Source organism: Halostagnicola alkaliphila (assembly GCF_055379965.1).
In genome coordinates, this window is the sequence record NZ_AP043826.1 from 552,258 (window position 1) to 565,906 (window position 13,649).

Annotated in this window: 13 protein-coding genes; 6 read left to right on the forward strand and 7 right to left on the reverse strand. The window is 63.3% G+C overall.

Going from position 1 to position 13,649, the window contains the following annotated elements; genetic code table 11:
- Positions 1 to 20: 20 nt before the first annotated feature.
- Genes cgi121 through ACZ5C7_RS07885 form a run of 3 tightly spaced genes read right to left on the reverse strand, consistent with a single transcriptional unit; the run spans position 21 to position 4,108 of the window.
- Positions 21 to 542, reverse strand: coding sequence for a KEOPS complex subunit Cgi121 (gene cgi121, locus ACZ5C7_RS07875; protein WP_464375782.1), 522 nt, complete (start codon positions 540 to 542; stop codon positions 21 to 23).
- Positions 542 to 2,968: an ATP-dependent DNA helicase gene (locus tag ACZ5C7_RS07880; RefSeq protein ID WP_464375783.1), complete on the reverse strand. Its 2,427-nt coding sequence runs from the start codon at positions 2,966 to 2,968 to the stop codon at positions 542 to 544. The genes cgi121 and ACZ5C7_RS07880 overlap by 1 nt, the downstream gene beginning before the upstream one ends.
- A gap of 60 nt (positions 2,969 to 3,028) precedes the next feature.
- Positions 3,029 to 4,108: a poly-gamma-glutamate hydrolase family protein gene (locus ACZ5C7_RS07885; protein WP_464375784.1), complete on the reverse strand. Its 1,080-nt coding sequence runs from the start codon at positions 4,106 to 4,108 to the stop codon at positions 3,029 to 3,031.
- Positions 4,109 to 4,235: 127 nt separating this feature from the next.
- Between ACZ5C7_RS07885 and ACZ5C7_RS07890 the strand changes: the two genes are divergently transcribed.
- Entirely contained in the window at positions 4,236 to 4,481 is a 246-nt protein-coding gene (locus ACZ5C7_RS07890; RefSeq protein WP_464375785.1) for a ferredoxin, read from the forward strand.
- 28 nt (positions 4,482 to 4,509) lie between these two features.
- On the opposite strand, the gene ACZ5C7_RS07895 is transcribed toward ACZ5C7_RS07890, so the two are convergent.
- Complete coding sequence (locus ACZ5C7_RS07895) at positions 4,510 to 5,166, reverse strand: helix-turn-helix domain-containing protein (RefSeq protein WP_464375786.1); 657 nt, start codon at positions 5,164 to 5,166, stop codon at positions 4,510 to 4,512.
- Between the two features lie 80 nt (positions 5,167 to 5,246).
- Here ACZ5C7_RS07895 and ACZ5C7_RS07900 point away from each other — a divergent pair, with 80 nt between their 5' ends.
- Positions 5,247 to 6,710, forward strand: a complete 1,464-nt coding sequence (locus ACZ5C7_RS07900) for a cytochrome P450 (protein ID WP_464375787.1) — start codon at positions 5,247 to 5,249, stop codon at positions 6,708 to 6,710.
- A gap of 117 nt (positions 6,711 to 6,827) precedes the next feature.
- Positions 6,828 to 7,301, forward strand: a complete 474-nt coding sequence (locus ACZ5C7_RS07905) for a YciE/YciF ferroxidase family protein (RefSeq protein WP_464375788.1) — start codon at positions 6,828 to 6,830, stop codon at positions 7,299 to 7,301.
- 105 nt (positions 7,302 to 7,406) lie between these two features.
- Here the strand turns inward: ACZ5C7_RS07905 and ACZ5C7_RS07910 are convergent, their stop codons facing one another.
- Positions 7,407 to 7,955: a DUF4399 domain-containing protein gene (locus ACZ5C7_RS07910; protein ID WP_464375789.1), complete on the reverse strand. Its 549-nt coding sequence runs from the start codon at positions 7,953 to 7,955 to the stop codon at positions 7,407 to 7,409.
- A 168-nt stretch (positions 7,956 to 8,123) separates the two neighbouring features.
- Positions 8,124 to 9,038 (reverse strand): malate dehydrogenase, encoded by a 915-nt coding sequence (gene mdh / locus ACZ5C7_RS07915; RefSeq protein ID WP_464375790.1) that lies wholly within the window; start codon positions 9,036 to 9,038, stop codon positions 8,124 to 8,126.
- 190 nt (positions 9,039 to 9,228) lie between these two features.
- Here mdh and ACZ5C7_RS07920 point away from each other — a divergent pair, with 190 nt between their 5' ends.
- From ACZ5C7_RS07920 to ACZ5C7_RS07930, 3 genes are all read left to right on the forward strand, one after another.
- Positions 9,229 to 9,678, forward strand: a complete 450-nt coding sequence (locus ACZ5C7_RS07920; protein ID WP_464375791.1) for a TIGR00725 family protein — start codon at positions 9,229 to 9,231, stop codon at positions 9,676 to 9,678.
- 129 nt (positions 9,679 to 9,807) lie between these two features.
- On the forward strand, positions 9,808 to 10,266 hold the full coding sequence (locus tag ACZ5C7_RS07925) for a GNAT family N-acetyltransferase (RefSeq protein WP_464375792.1): 459 nt from the start codon (positions 9,808 to 9,810) through the stop codon (positions 10,264 to 10,266).
- Between the two features lie 81 nt (positions 10,267 to 10,347).
- A complete protein-coding gene (locus ACZ5C7_RS07930; protein ID WP_464375793.1) occupies positions 10,348 to 11,067 on the forward strand; it encodes an Sjogren's syndrome/scleroderma autoantigen 1 family protein in 720 nt (239 codons plus the stop codon).
- Positions 11,068 to 11,093: 26 nt separating this feature from the next.
- On the opposite strand, the gene ACZ5C7_RS07935 is transcribed toward ACZ5C7_RS07930, so the two are convergent.
- Positions 11,094 to 13,592, reverse strand: a complete 2,499-nt coding sequence (locus ACZ5C7_RS07935) for a DEAD/DEAH box helicase (RefSeq protein ID WP_464375794.1) — start codon at positions 13,590 to 13,592, stop codon at positions 11,094 to 11,096.
- Between the last annotated feature and the right edge of the window lie 57 nt (positions 13,593 to 13,649).

A 13,649-nucleotide genomic window follows, 5' to 3' on the forward strand; every position in this document is an offset into this window, starting at 1 on the left:
GTTGGAGCTTGTGGTCCGTGTTATTTCTCGACCTCGAGTAACGCGACTCGCTCGCAGACGAGGTCTTCGAGGCTCGCGTCGGTTGCCTCGCGTTCGGCCGACGTAACGTCGAAGTACGAGTGGAGCGTCTCTTCGTCCGCGCTCTCGAGGGTCGGCTCGGGATCGAACTGCTCTGTTTCGATTACCGCTTCGCGGGTCCGCGTTTCGCCGCCGTCTCCGCCGGCCTCGCCGTTGTCGCCGGCATCAAAGAGTACGACAACGCGGTTCTCTCCCTCGCTTACACCCATCTCGAGCGCTCGATCGATCTGCCTGCGTCCGGCGGCGTACAGCAGGATTTCGACGGCTCGATCGCGGGCGACGTTCTCGCCGCGCACGATCGCGCGGTCGGCCAATTCGACGGCTCGCTCGAGGTGGCGTTCGCCCGCGATATAGTTCGCGTCGAACGCCTGAATCGTGACTCCGTGTCGATCGCCCAACTCGCCAACCCGAGCGACGAACGCGTCCAGATCCTCGAGTTCGAGTCGCCCCTCGAGTAGCTCCATTAGAAATCACCCAGGCTGGCCTGATCGTCGTCGGTTTCGTCCGCTCCGCCGTTTTCGTCCGCCGTCCCGGCTCGGGTGCTCCCCGCGCTCGTCGTCACCTCGACGCCTTCGAGATCCGTTCGCGGCTCGACGCCGTCCATCGACGGGTCCTCGCGACCAGCGTTCTCGAGGATGTTTTCGGCCGTCTTCTCCCCTTTTAACACCGCGAGGACGACTCCCTTGTCGGCGTTTCGGAGGTCCGCGGGGCCTTCGATGCCGACGTCGTGGAGCTGTCGAGCGCGTTTTCGACCGACACCCCGAACCGAAACTAACTCGAGGAGCTCCTCGCCGACCCCGTGTTCGACGCGGGCGCGTGCCTCTCGAACTGCAACGGTCCACTCGCTCCCGATTTCGTTCGCGAGCGATTCGGCCGCACCCAGGAGCCATTCGGCGGTATCGACCTTCCCGCGGAGGTCGCCCGGCCCGATCTTGTACTCGTCGGTGAGCCACTCCTCGTCGCGTTCCTCGGCCCAGTCCTCGAGCAGTTTGCCCGTCTTCAGCGAGGCGAGCCAGTCCTCGAATCGGCCGTCCTCGTACTCGCTCGGCGCGTCGCCGAGCAGTTCGGTTTCGCGCTTGTAGAAGAGTTCACCGAAGGTCTCGTTCTCGCCGGAACGGAGGTACAGTTCGTACATGTCCGGCGTTCTCGAGATCAGCTGGTAGAGCCCGAGCGCCGTCGGCCGGTCGTCGGCCGACTCGAGCCCGTAGACGATTTCGGCGGCGGTCATCGGATCGAGATAGAGCCTCGAGACGGTGTGGCCGAGGCTGGTGGCGGTGAGTTCGACCTCGTTGCCGGAACCCTCTCCGGTAGCGGTTTCGGAACCCGAATCGTCGTCCGTGAGCTCCGCGGCGGAAACGAACGCGTCGGCACCGGGTTCTGCTTGCTGGTCGGTCGTCGTTGCCCCCGTTCCTGCCGTCGTCGCTCCGCCCTCGCGTTCGATGAAGTCGTTCGACTCGAGATACTCGAGCACGTCGTCCGTGACCGACTCGAGTCGACTCCCTTCGCTCGATTGGCTCGCGTAGAGGGTCGCCTGCATGAACTCGAGCAGCCCGTTACGGGTTCGAGCGAATCCGGAGGCGATAGTCGCAAGGACGTGCGTTCGGAGCGCGGGTTCGGCGGCGAGCTTGGATCGAACGGGCTCGGGATCGCCCCAGACGTATCGGTCGAACAGCTCCTGGCGCTCGTCGTGGCTGTTCGCGAGCAGGACGGCTTCGCCGTAGGGATCGAGTCCCGGTCGTCCGGCTCGCCCCATCATCTGGTGGACCTCGAGGACGTCGAGCGGCGACATACCGCCTGCGGTCGGGTCGAACCGTCGCCAGTCGCGGACGATCACGCGCCGGGCTGGCGTGTTGACGCCGGCGGCGAGCGTCGGCGTCGCGGAGATCATCTTGAGCAGGCGGTCGCGAAAGGCGTCCTCGACGATCGTTCGGTGTTCGCTTGCGAGTCCCGCGTGATGAAACGCGGCCCCGCGCTCGACGCAGTCTGCGAGGTCTTTGCTCGTCTCGGTGTCGCTAACGTCCCGGATGTTGTCGGCGAGTTCCGAAAGTTCGGCGCGTTCTTCCTCGGTGAGTTCCGGTTTCGAGACCTGCGAGAGTCGCCGTGCGGCGGCTTCGGCGTTTCGACGCGAGCTAACGAAGACGAGCGAAGAGCCGCCTTCCTGTAGAATGTCCCGGACGAGGGCGGCCTCCTGCTTTTCGGATCCTTCGACGGGAACCTCCCGCGTCGAGCCGTCGTCGAACTCGAGTGCGTTGCCGTAGTGGACGCCCATCTGGAGGTCGATCGGTCGCCAGTCGGTGTCGACGAGGTCGGCCTCGAGCCAGTCTGCGATCTCGTCCGCGTTGCCGACCGTCGCCGAGAGCGCGACCGTCTGCAATCCGGGGTTGAGCTCCCGGAGCTTCGCGAGGGTCACCTCAAGGGTGGGTCCGCGATTCCGATCGTCGATCAGGTGGACTTCGTCGCTGACGACGCAGGTGAGATCCGAGAGCCAATCCGCGCCGTTTCGGACGAGCGAGTCGACCTTCTCGCTGGTCGCGACGATCAGGTCCTTCGAGGCGAGCCACTCGTCGGTCGACTCGTAGTTTCCCGTCGTGACGCCGGTCGTCACGCCGAACTTCTCGTAGGCGTCGAACTCCGCCTTCTTCTCGCTGGCCAGGGCGCGGAGCGGGACGATGTAGAGCGCCTTTCCCCCGCGCTGGACCGCAGAGAGCATCGAGAGGGCGGCGATCATCGTCTTTCCGCTCGCGGTCGGCACGGCGGCGACGAGGCTCTCCCCCTCGAGAATTCCCGCGTCGACGGACTCGGCCTGGGGCGGGTACAGCTCCTCGATTCCTTCGTCCCGAAAGTGCTCGAGTGCCCCCGGCGGGAGCCCCGACAGCTCCTCGACGTTCATTACTCGCTCTTGTGCCGTCTCGCGGTTTAAAGTATCGTCTCGGTGTGAGCGCCGGCGGAACTACTCGGTGATCTCCTCAAGCGCTTCGGCGACGCCGTCGGCCACCGACGCCCACTCTTCCTGTCTGACGTCGGTCGGTTGCTCGAGCTGGATCGTCTGTCCGACCGGCGCGAGTTGATTGAGCACGTTATTGGGGTTCGCCCCGGTGTACTCCGTGGCGTCGCGTTCGACTACGCTAACCGTTCGATCGGGGACCTGTTCGGAGATCGCGTCGGTCACGATCTCCTTTTGGTCGTCGTCTGCGGTACCGCCGACGAGGATCCCGTCGTTCGAGTACCCGTGGAACGCGACCCCCCAATCGAAACTTCGCTCGAGAAGCGACTCGAGTTCGGGAAACGACTCCGGGTGAATTTCCGTCGAGTAGCTGTGCCAGCGAGTAAACGCGCCGCCACCCTCGTTGAATCCCGAACAGACCCAGCCCGTCGCACCGAATTCCTCGACGACTCGATCGGCCTGAAAGTCCGTCCCGTATTCGATGTAGCCGCCGTGGGGAGCGATCACGATGACGTCGTCGCTACCATTATTCTGGTCCGCTTCGAGGACGTACTCGATGTACTCGTCGTTCAGTTCTCCACCTTGTCGGGTATCGTAACTCGGGTGGACCGCCTGGGAACCGACCGTCGCCGTCGCCGAGTCGCTCGTTCCGATTCGATCGAGACCGCTCGGCGTTAACCGAAGCGTGTCGTCTTCGTGCTCCGACGCGACGGTGTAGACCGCGTTTTCGAACTCGTCGGCGTCGTCGCCGCTTCCGACACGGACCTGTTGTCCGATGGCCAGTTCGTCGTTTTCGGTGAGCGTGCACGGAACCGAACAGTATCTATTCGGACTCGAACGCGCACTCCAGCTCTCGTCTGCCTCCTCGAGGTCGAGTTCCCAGTGGTCGACGTCGTCGCAGCCGTCCGCGTAGACGTCTTGTCCCGTTCCGCTCGGTGGTTCGTCCTGCGAGCGAGCGGTCTGGATCTGAAATCCGGCCGCCAGAACGCCGGTACCAGCGAGTCCCGCACCCGCCACGACGATTCGTCGACGCGAGTGGCCCCGTTCTGTGCTACCGCCTTTCTGCGATGTTTCCTTCTTGGACATTATAATACTAATCCTGTATCGAATTCATTTTAATCTGATGGGCAAGTGTGTAACAATCATCACTCTGTCTGCCGCCCACGGAATTCGGTCCGGAAGCGGTTTGTCGGAGACTCTCGAATCGTCGAGTATGAAAGTCGAGTTCGACGAGGACACGTGTATCGGGATGTACCAGTGTGTCGCCGAATGGGACGAGTTTTCGAAAGACAAGTCCGCGGGAAAAGCGGTTCTCGAGGGAAGCGAGGAGGAGACGGACGGAATGTTCGTCCGCGACGTTCCCGAAGGCTCGGAACTCGATGCCAAATTCGCCGCTCGAACCTGTCCCGTCGACGCGATCGCGATCTACGACGACGACGGCGAGCAGTTGATTCCCTGATCGACCCGACGCTCCGTCTCCTCGTACGCTATCGTCGCAACGCCGCATCCACCAGCTTCGACTCGACCGTCCGCAGGAGCGTCGACGCCGCGCTTTCGGAACACTCGAGCGCCGCCGCGACCTCGGCCAGCGATCCGTTCCGAGGAACGTCGTAGTAGCCCGACTCTCGAGCTCTCTTCATCGCCTCGAACTGCCGTGCGGTCAGTCTCCCGGCGAGCGTCTCGGCCTTTCGCTGGTGATCGCTCACCCGTTCGACCTCCACGCCGACGTCGTCGGGGAACCGACTCACCAGCCCCGCGAGCGCGTCGGGTTCGCCGAGGACGGTAACGTGAACGCTCTCGCGACCGGTGTAGACGATCGGCGGCACGATCACGAGGCCTGCGTCGTCGAACGTACCCAGCAACGTCTCGTCGGCGGCCCGGAGCTCCATCTCGGCGTAGCCGTAGAACGTGTCGTCGTCGACGGGCGTAATATCGAACTGGTGAACGACGCCGATCTCGGCCGCCGTCTCGCGGATCGCGTCGCGGTCGCCGACGATCAACGAGAGGAATCGCACCCGTTCGGTCTCGGGGTCGACGTGCCAGGAGAGCAGCTCCTCGCGGTGAAACTCGAGTTCGGAATCGGGCCTGGGAACCGGAAGCTGCATTCGCTCGGGCAGTCGGAGCGTCAGATCCGTCGATTGCATACTCGCCAGTCACGCCCCGTAATAAAGAAGTTCAGTGCTTCGGGAGAACACCGACCATCGATCCCGACCTCCGTACACCCATGTCCGAGCCAGAATTGCACGCGCTTCGGTCCGACGGCGGAGCGTCGTCGTCGGCAGATTCCTCGAGCGGTGAGCACTCGAACGCGGATGGCTCGAGCGTTACTTCTTCGAGCATAGATGGCTCCAATAGCAATCCCTCAAGCGCCGACCGACCGCCGGGACCGCGCGGCCTTCCGCTGATCGGGAGCACGCTCTCGATCGCGCGCGATCCGCTCGCGTTCCTCGAGTCGGCCAAGGAGTACGGCGATATCGTCTCCTATGGTGCCTACGGAACCGAGTTCGCGCTCGTCTACGATCCGCACGTCGTGGAGGCCGTCCTCGTCTCGCGGTCGGACGAGTTCGACAAAGGCGAGTTCGAGACCGATTTCGGCGAACTCATCGCTCCCGATGGAATCGCGTTCACGGAGGGCGAGCGGTGGCGTCGACAGCGCACCCTGTTGCAGTCGTCGTTTACGCCCGATCGCATCCGCGCCGTCGCCGACGGGATGGTCGCGGAGGCGGACGCGCTCGTCGACGGGTGGGACGACGGCGATGTCGTCTCGCTTCGGGACGAGCTGTCGACGTACACGCTTCGCGTGCTCGCTCGAACGCTGTTCGACTTGCCGCTCGCCGCCGATCGCGCTGCGGTCGTCACGCGGGCGGCGACCGCAGTCAACGAGTACGCGTCGCCCCGACGACTCGCGATCGGCTCGGTCGTGCCCTCGTGGGTTCCGGATCGCGTCGGCAACGAGTACGAGACCGCGATGGCCGATCTTGAGGAACTCGTCACCGAACTGGTCACGGAGCGCCGCCGGACTGACACGACGGGTGCGGACCTTCTCTCGGTACTGGCTCGAGCGGAGTACCCGGACGGATCGCGACTCTCGCCCGACGAAATTCGAGATCAACTCGTCACGTTCCTTTTCGCCGGTCACGAGACGACCGCGACCACGCTCGCGGTCGCGTGCTGGCTCCTCGCAGACGATCCGACCGTTCGCGATCAACTCGAGACCGAACTCCAGGCCGTCTGTGGCGATCGGGACCCCGCGGTCGGCGATCTCGCAGATCTCGAGTACACCGAAGCCGTCCTCAGGGAGGCGATGCGCCTCTACCCGCCGGTAACGGGCGTCTATCGCGAGCCGCGGGCGGAGACGGTGTTGGCCGGATACCGGATTCCGTCCGGAACGACCCTACAGCTCTCGGCGTACGGCATCCACCGCGACGAGCGGTGGTGGGCCGATCCCGAGACGTTTCGGCCCGAGCGCTGGCTCGCCGATGCCGACCGACCCGAGTACGCGTATTTTCCCTTCGGCGGCGGGCCGCGTCACTGTCTCGGGATGCGCTTTGCGATGGTCGAATTGCAACTCGCACTCGCATCGCTGGTGCGACGCGTCGAGTTCAGCCGGGTCTCGGAGACCCTCGAGCCGTCGCTCGGGGTGACGCTCGATCCCGGTCCGCTCGAGACACGAGTCGAAAAGCGATGAAGCGGCGCTCGTTTGACCGGGTCGACATCGGATCTCAGCCGGCGGACACGGTCGACCGGGACGGCTGAATATGAAAGTCATAGCTATTTGCGTCGGAGCGGTGTTCTCTCCAAACCCATGGTAATCGAAAGCGAGCGAGAGCTGTTCGAACGGACGCTCGAGGAATACTACGGCGTCCAACACGCGCTCGACGACCTCCAGCCCGAACTGGCGTCGAACGCGGCGGACCAGGACATCGAGGACTTCTTTTCGGCCCACCACGAGGCCACCCGAGCGCAACAAAACCGAGTCGAGGACGTTTTCGAGGCGATCAACGCCGACCCGTCCAGTCGAGAACCGGCCGCGCTCGAGGGGATTATCGAGGATCGTGACGCGATCAGTAACGACCTCGAACGCCCCGATCTCGACGACTTTGAAGCGACTGTGGCTGGAAAAGCGATCGAACGCTTCGAGATCACGCAGTTAGAAACGTTGCTCGTGCTCGCGGATCGGATCGATCTCGATTCGGAATCGACCGACGACCTCGAACGGAGCAAACTCGAGGCTGAAGACGCTCTCGAGACGCTTCAGGAGCTGTCTACAGGGTATTGACAGCCTGGTCTGCTGCAGGAATTGACCGAATCAGTTGGACGCAAGCCACGGGCAACTCGGACCAGAAACCGCGTGAGAAAATGGATCGGCCAGTTCCGGTCGATCTTACTCTTCGACCGTGACGGTGATCTCGTCGGGTTCGCCGAAGGCGCGGTGTGGCCCGTCGGCGATCTGGAGGGTCAGTTCGTACTCGCCGGGTTCGAGTTCGATCTCTCCGTCGGAGCGGCCGTCACCCCAGTGGTAGATGCCATCTGCTTCGGCCTCGTCTCCCGGGCCGGGGATGATATCGCCGTCTTCGAAGCCTTCGTGATCGACCAGCACGTGCAGATGACCCTCGCCCTCGACGGCGTCTCCGGCCTCCGCGAGTTCGATTCCGTCGACGTTGGCCTCGATTTCGACCGGCGACGTAACGGCGTCGCCGTCCTCGGGTGTGGCGAACGTCGCGGTCGCGTTGTCGGGTTGGTCGTCGACATCGACTTCGCCGTCTTCTCCCGAGTCCTCGTCATCTCCGGGCTCCCCGTCGTCACTCGACTCTTCGTCGTCTTCCGGCTCGTCATCGTCGTCTCCGCTAAGACAACCGCTCAGTCCGACGACGCCCGCACCCGCGAGAACGCTGAATCTTCTGCGTGTGAACCTTGTGTTTTTAGAAGTCATAATTGTATTATACTCGCACATGGTTATGAAATCACCGATGGTGAGATAGTTGATCGCCTCCTCAGCTAAAATCTCTGTATTCAGAATCGAGAATCGTCGATGCCGAAAGGCGTTACTGGAGATTTCGAGTCGAACCGCTCGAGAAATGGTCGCGACGGTCGACGCGAGTTAGGATATCTTCTCGTACTGTTCGGAAAGCTTCTCCGCGGCTTCGCCGAGTTCGTTACGTTCGAACTCCGAGAGGTCCCACTCGACGATCTCTTCGACTCCGTTCGAGCCGAGTTTTGCGGGAACCCCGAACGCGGTGTCTTCCTGGCCGAACTCGCCCTCGAGTGTGACGCTCGCGGGAAGCACTTCTCCGGTGTCCCGAAGGACGGCTTCGACCATGTGGCCGACGCCGGTAGCTGGGCCCCACTCGGTCGCACCTTTCTTCTCGATGACGTTCATCGCCGAGGTCTGAAGTTCCGAGAGGAGTTCTTCCTTTTCGTCGGCGGTGAACTCGAGGTCCCGGCCGTTGACTCGAACTTTCGAGAAGACGGGCACCTGCGCGTCGCCGTGTTCGCCGAGGATCGTCGCCTCGACGTTCTGGACGGGAACGTCGTAGCGTTGGGAGATCACGTATCGGAACCGCGCGGAGTCGAGTCGACCGCCGAAGCCGATCACTTGCTCGCGCGCCCGGTCGCCGGTTTCGTAGAGGTGGCGGTTGAGCAGGTCGACCGGGTTCGAGGTCGTGATCGTGACGAAGTCGTCGTTGTACTCGGCGAGCGAGGAGCCGATGTCCTCCATGATCGGCGCGTTGTCGCCCGCCAGATCGATGCGAGTCTGTCCCGGCTGCCGTGGAATACCCGCCGTGATGACGACGACGTCGGAGCCTTCGGTCGCCTCGTACCCGCCCTGTCGGATGACGGTATTGGAGTCGTAGGCCGCGCCGTGGTTCGCGTCGGCGGCCTGTCCGACCGTGTCGTCTTCCTTGTCCGGAATGTCGACGAAGACGAGCTCGTCCGCAACGTCCCGAAGCGCGATGTTGTAGCCTGCGGCGGCCCCGACCGTCCCGGCCGCGCCGACCACGCTAACTTTCGTCATACCACGTAGAGGTGCATCGTCCCCCGCGTTAAATCCGTCGAAACCCGTCGATTTGAACGATTTACCGATCGTCGAACCGGTGTTCGCCGAACGTCCGATCGCCCCCGCTCGAGTCGGAGCTGTCGAGACCAGTTTGGACCGTCTCGTCTGAGACCGAACCGATCATACAACGGGGCGCCAAGACTCGAGTATGCGCGTAGGTGTGATCGGTGGCGGGACCATCACCGACGAAGAGGAACGAATTGCCGTTGCAATCGGGAAAGCACTCGCCCAGGCCGACCACGTTGTCGTCTGTGGCGGTCTCGGCGGGACGATGGAAGCGGTCTGTCGCGGCGCGAAAGCCGAAGGCGGCGAGACGATCGGAATCCTCCCGACGGATCGCCGAACCGACGCGAACGAGTACGTCGACACGGCGATCGCGACGGGGCTGGGCCACGCCAGAAACGTGCTCGTTCCGATGAACGGCGACGGCGTGGTTGCGCTGGCTGGAGGCGCGGGTACCCTCTCGGAAATCGGCTTCGCACAGGTGTACGACCGCCCGGTCGTCGGAATCGACACCCACGAAATTCCCGGCGTCGAGGCCGTCGATACGCCCGAGGAGGCGGTCGCGGCGCTCGAGCGAGCCGTCGCAGAGAGATAGTGTCTGGCTCGAAACTCACCGGTCGACGGTAGAGGGATTCATCGGTCGACGTTACCGGCGGCCGATGTCGCCGGTCGTCGCCGCGTCGAAGTCGGCACTCCTTCGGTTGCTGGAATCCTCGTTTCCGGTATGACTGGTGATACCGCCGAGAGCGATTTCGGTACCATTCCCGAATCCTACGACCTTCGCGAAGACCTCCCGACACCCGAGCAGTTCGCCGACCTTCGCGACGCCGCCGGACTTCCGGCTCGCTCGCGCGAGGGAATCGAACGCGGTCTTCCAAACTCGCTTCACGGCGTGACCATCGCGTACGGGCCCGATGAGGAGGTCGTGGGAATGGGGCGAATCGTCGGTGACGGCGGGACGGTCTTCCAGATTGGCGACCTGGCGGTCCGTCCTGAACACCAGGGAAACGGTCTCGGGACGGCGATGATGGCCGCGCTCGTTTCGCACCTCGAGGAGAACGCCCCGCCTCGGGCGTACGTCAACTTGATGGCGGACATCGACGGCTTCTACGACCGATTCGGGTTCGAGGAGACGCGGCCCGAATCGAAGGGAATGTACCGCCGAACGGGCGAGGACCGATAGCGATGCGGTCGCTCGTATCCGTTTCTCAAACTCTCACCCCTCTTCGCAGCCTTTTCGACGTTCCAGCCCGTTGAGACGAGTATGAGCGACTTCGACAAGGAAGCCGAGCGCGAGAAGCTTCGAGAGAAGTACGAGCGCGACAAACAGGAGCGGAAGGCGACCCAGCGGATGAGCGACCTCCTGCTCAAGGGTGCTCGGATGACCAACACCCACTGTAACACCTGCGGCGATCCGCTCTTCCAGCAGAACGGAACCACGTTCTGTCCGTCCTGTCACGGCACCGCCGAGGGCGTCGAGGCGTCCGCGGCCGACCAGTCGGCCGAAGAGGACGCTCGAGGAACCAACGCAACAGGGACCGAACCGGGAACCACGAGTTCGAACGGTGGGTCGACTGCCGCTCGTTCAACCGCGACCGAAACTGCCGATTCCGTAGAATCGGTTACCGAGACGACCGAGACGATTTCGAACGACCGCGCGTCATCGTCTCACGAATCTCCTGTTGAATCGGAGAAGAAATCGTCGAACGCGACCGAGGCGACCGCTCATTCCGACGATGCTCGAGTCGCCCCAACAGACCATTCGCAGTCTGGGACGGCTCCCGATCCTGTTCGAGACTCCGCCGGAAACGGCCGTTCGTCTCCCGCTCCTGTCGACGGCGATCTCGAGGCCGCACAGGACGCGCTCGTTGAATCTCTCGAGCGATTCGCACGGAAAGCCGCCGAAACTGACGATCCGCGGTACGCCAAAGAGTGCCTCGAGGCCGCTCGCGAGGCGAGCGAGGCGTTATCGGCGTTGCGATAAGGACTGTTCGACCCCTTCGGTGCCGGTTACTTTCCGGAGCCGGTGTAATCGTTCCCGATAACTTCCCGAATCCGTTCTGCGGTGACCGAGCCGACGCCGTCTGCCTCCTGGAGTTCGTCCTCGGTCGCGATCATCACCGCCTCGACGGTGCCGAACTCCTCGAGGAGCGAACGGGCCGTCACCGGCCCGATTTCGGCGATCGAACCGACGACGTACTCCTGTTGCTCGGCCAGGGTCTTGCTCTGTTTCTCGCCGTGGACCGAGACCTCGCGACTCGAGGTTTCCTGTTCGCGCCCGGCGATGACGCCGAGTAGCTCCTTCGTGTCGGCTTCGTCTTCGGTTCGCAAGATGCTCACGCCGAAGTCGACGGCGAGACTCGAAAGCGCGCCCCTGATGGCGTTCGGATGGATGTCGCGCTGTTCGTACAGCCCGTCGCCCTCGACGATCACGATCGGTCGGGAGTAGTGTCTGGCCATCGCGCCGACCTGCTCGAAGACCGACCGATCGCCGCCGACCAGCGAGTCCACGAAGTCGGCGACCGACTTTCGCTCGACGACGGCCCGATCCGAGAGCACGTAGTCGCCGACCTCGAGCGTCTCGAGGCGGATGTCGATCTCCTCGCGTTTTGAGAGCTCTCGAGCGATGTTGGCGTCCATCTCGCGTTGGTCGGCGACGATTTCGATCGTGTCCCCCTCCGCGTGTGGCTCGTGGGCTTCGACCTCGTCTTCGGTCGATCCGTTCGCCTCGCTCCCGTCGCTGTCGTCGTCCGATTCGGCGTCGAACTCCTGCAATCCGGGCTGCCCGGAAACCCCTCCACTTCCACTGGAAGATGTAGTTCCGTCAGGTGATTTCGTCGATCCCGTGTTCACTTCCGCACTGCTTTCGGTTGCACCGCTATCGCTGGCCTCATTCCCCGCGCGCTCGCCGCCGTTTTCGAAGGCGGCGAGCGATTGTTGGGCGTCGTCGAGTTCCTCCTCGAGATCGGTGGCCATTCCCTTCAGTTCGCGCAGTTCCGATTCCATCTCCTTCTCGCGCCGCCTCGAGATCCAGAAGTACGCCTCGTCTCGGGTGTCTTCGGCCATCAGGACGACGACGCGACCTTCGGACTGGCGGCCCGTTCGGCCCTTTCGCTGGATGGAACGAATCGCCGTCGGCACGGGTTCGTAAAAGAGCACGAGGTCGACCTCGGGCACGTCCAGGCCTTCCTCGGCGACGGAGGTCGAAACCAGCACTTCGAACTCGCCAGCGCGGAAGTCGTTCAACACGTCCTGTTGTTGATTCTGGGTCATCCCGTCCGATCCTTCGCGGTCGCCCTGCCCGACGAAGCGTTTGGCGTCGAAGCTGTCGTTCAAGAAGTCCGTCAGCGCCTCCGCGGTGTCCCTCGATTCGGTGAAGACGATCACGCGTTCGCCGCCGTCGAGCCCCAGCGTTTCGGCCAGCAGCATCCGCGTTTTACGATACTTGGGGTGGAGTTCGTCGTACTTCTCGGCCTTTCGCATCGACTCGCGGACCCGCGGATCCGAAACGAGTCGCTGGCTCGCCTTCGAGGCACCGGAGGAGCGAGCCTGGTTTTTCTGCCGGTCGAAATACCGACGGAGCGCCTCCACGCTCTGGGTTTCGACCAGCGTCACCGCCTGTCGGAGTTTCATCACCTCGGCGTGGACTGACATCCCTTTGAACCCTTCAGACTGGTCGTTGTTGATCAGCTCCTGTAACTCGGCTCGCATCCGATTGAGGTCCTTCTGGGACTGGTCGGGTTGAGTCGACTTCGCGACGCCGAGCTCTTTCAACTTCTCGAGGCGCTCTGTGATCACCTCGTTCAACGCGTCCCGAATCTCGATGACGTCTTCTGGGAGGTCGATCCGCTCCCACTCGACGTCGGTGTCGTGGGTGAACTCCGAGACGTCGGCGTCCTCCTCGGTCATCACTTCGACCTCGTGGAGCCCGAGGTTTTCACAGACCTCGAGGATGGCTTCCTCGTCGCCACCCGGAGAAGCGCTCATTCCCGTCACGAGCGGCTGGTCGGCGTCGGCGTGGTAGCGCTCCGCGATGTAGTTGTAGGCGTAGTCGCCGGTCGCCCGGTGGCACTCGTCGAAGGTGATGTGAGTGACATCGGAAAGCGAGACGCGGCTGCCGACGAGGTCGTTCTCGATGACCTGCGGTGTCGCCATAATAATCGTCGACTCGTTCCAGAGTTCGGCGCGGTCCTCCGGGCTCACGTCACCCGTGAAGACGACGATCTCCTCGTCCGTGATCTGCAACGCCTCGCGATAGAACTCCGCGTGCTGCTGAACGAGGGGTTTCGTCGGCGCGAGCATGAGCGACTTGCCACCGGACTCCTCGAGCCGTCGGGCGGTCACGAGCAGGCTTACCGTCGTCTTTCCCAGCCCGGTCGGGAGACAGACGAGCGTGTGGTCGTTCGCCGCCGTTCCCGCGAGTTTCAGCTGGTAGAGTCGTCGCTCGAGAAAGTCGGGTGCAAGTAGGGGGTGATCGATAGAGGGGATATCCTCGTCCGTCGCTGCCATTGCCGGCGGTTCGACGCGGCCGCGGTTAAGGTTTGAGAAAGCGCGGTGGAAGTAGAA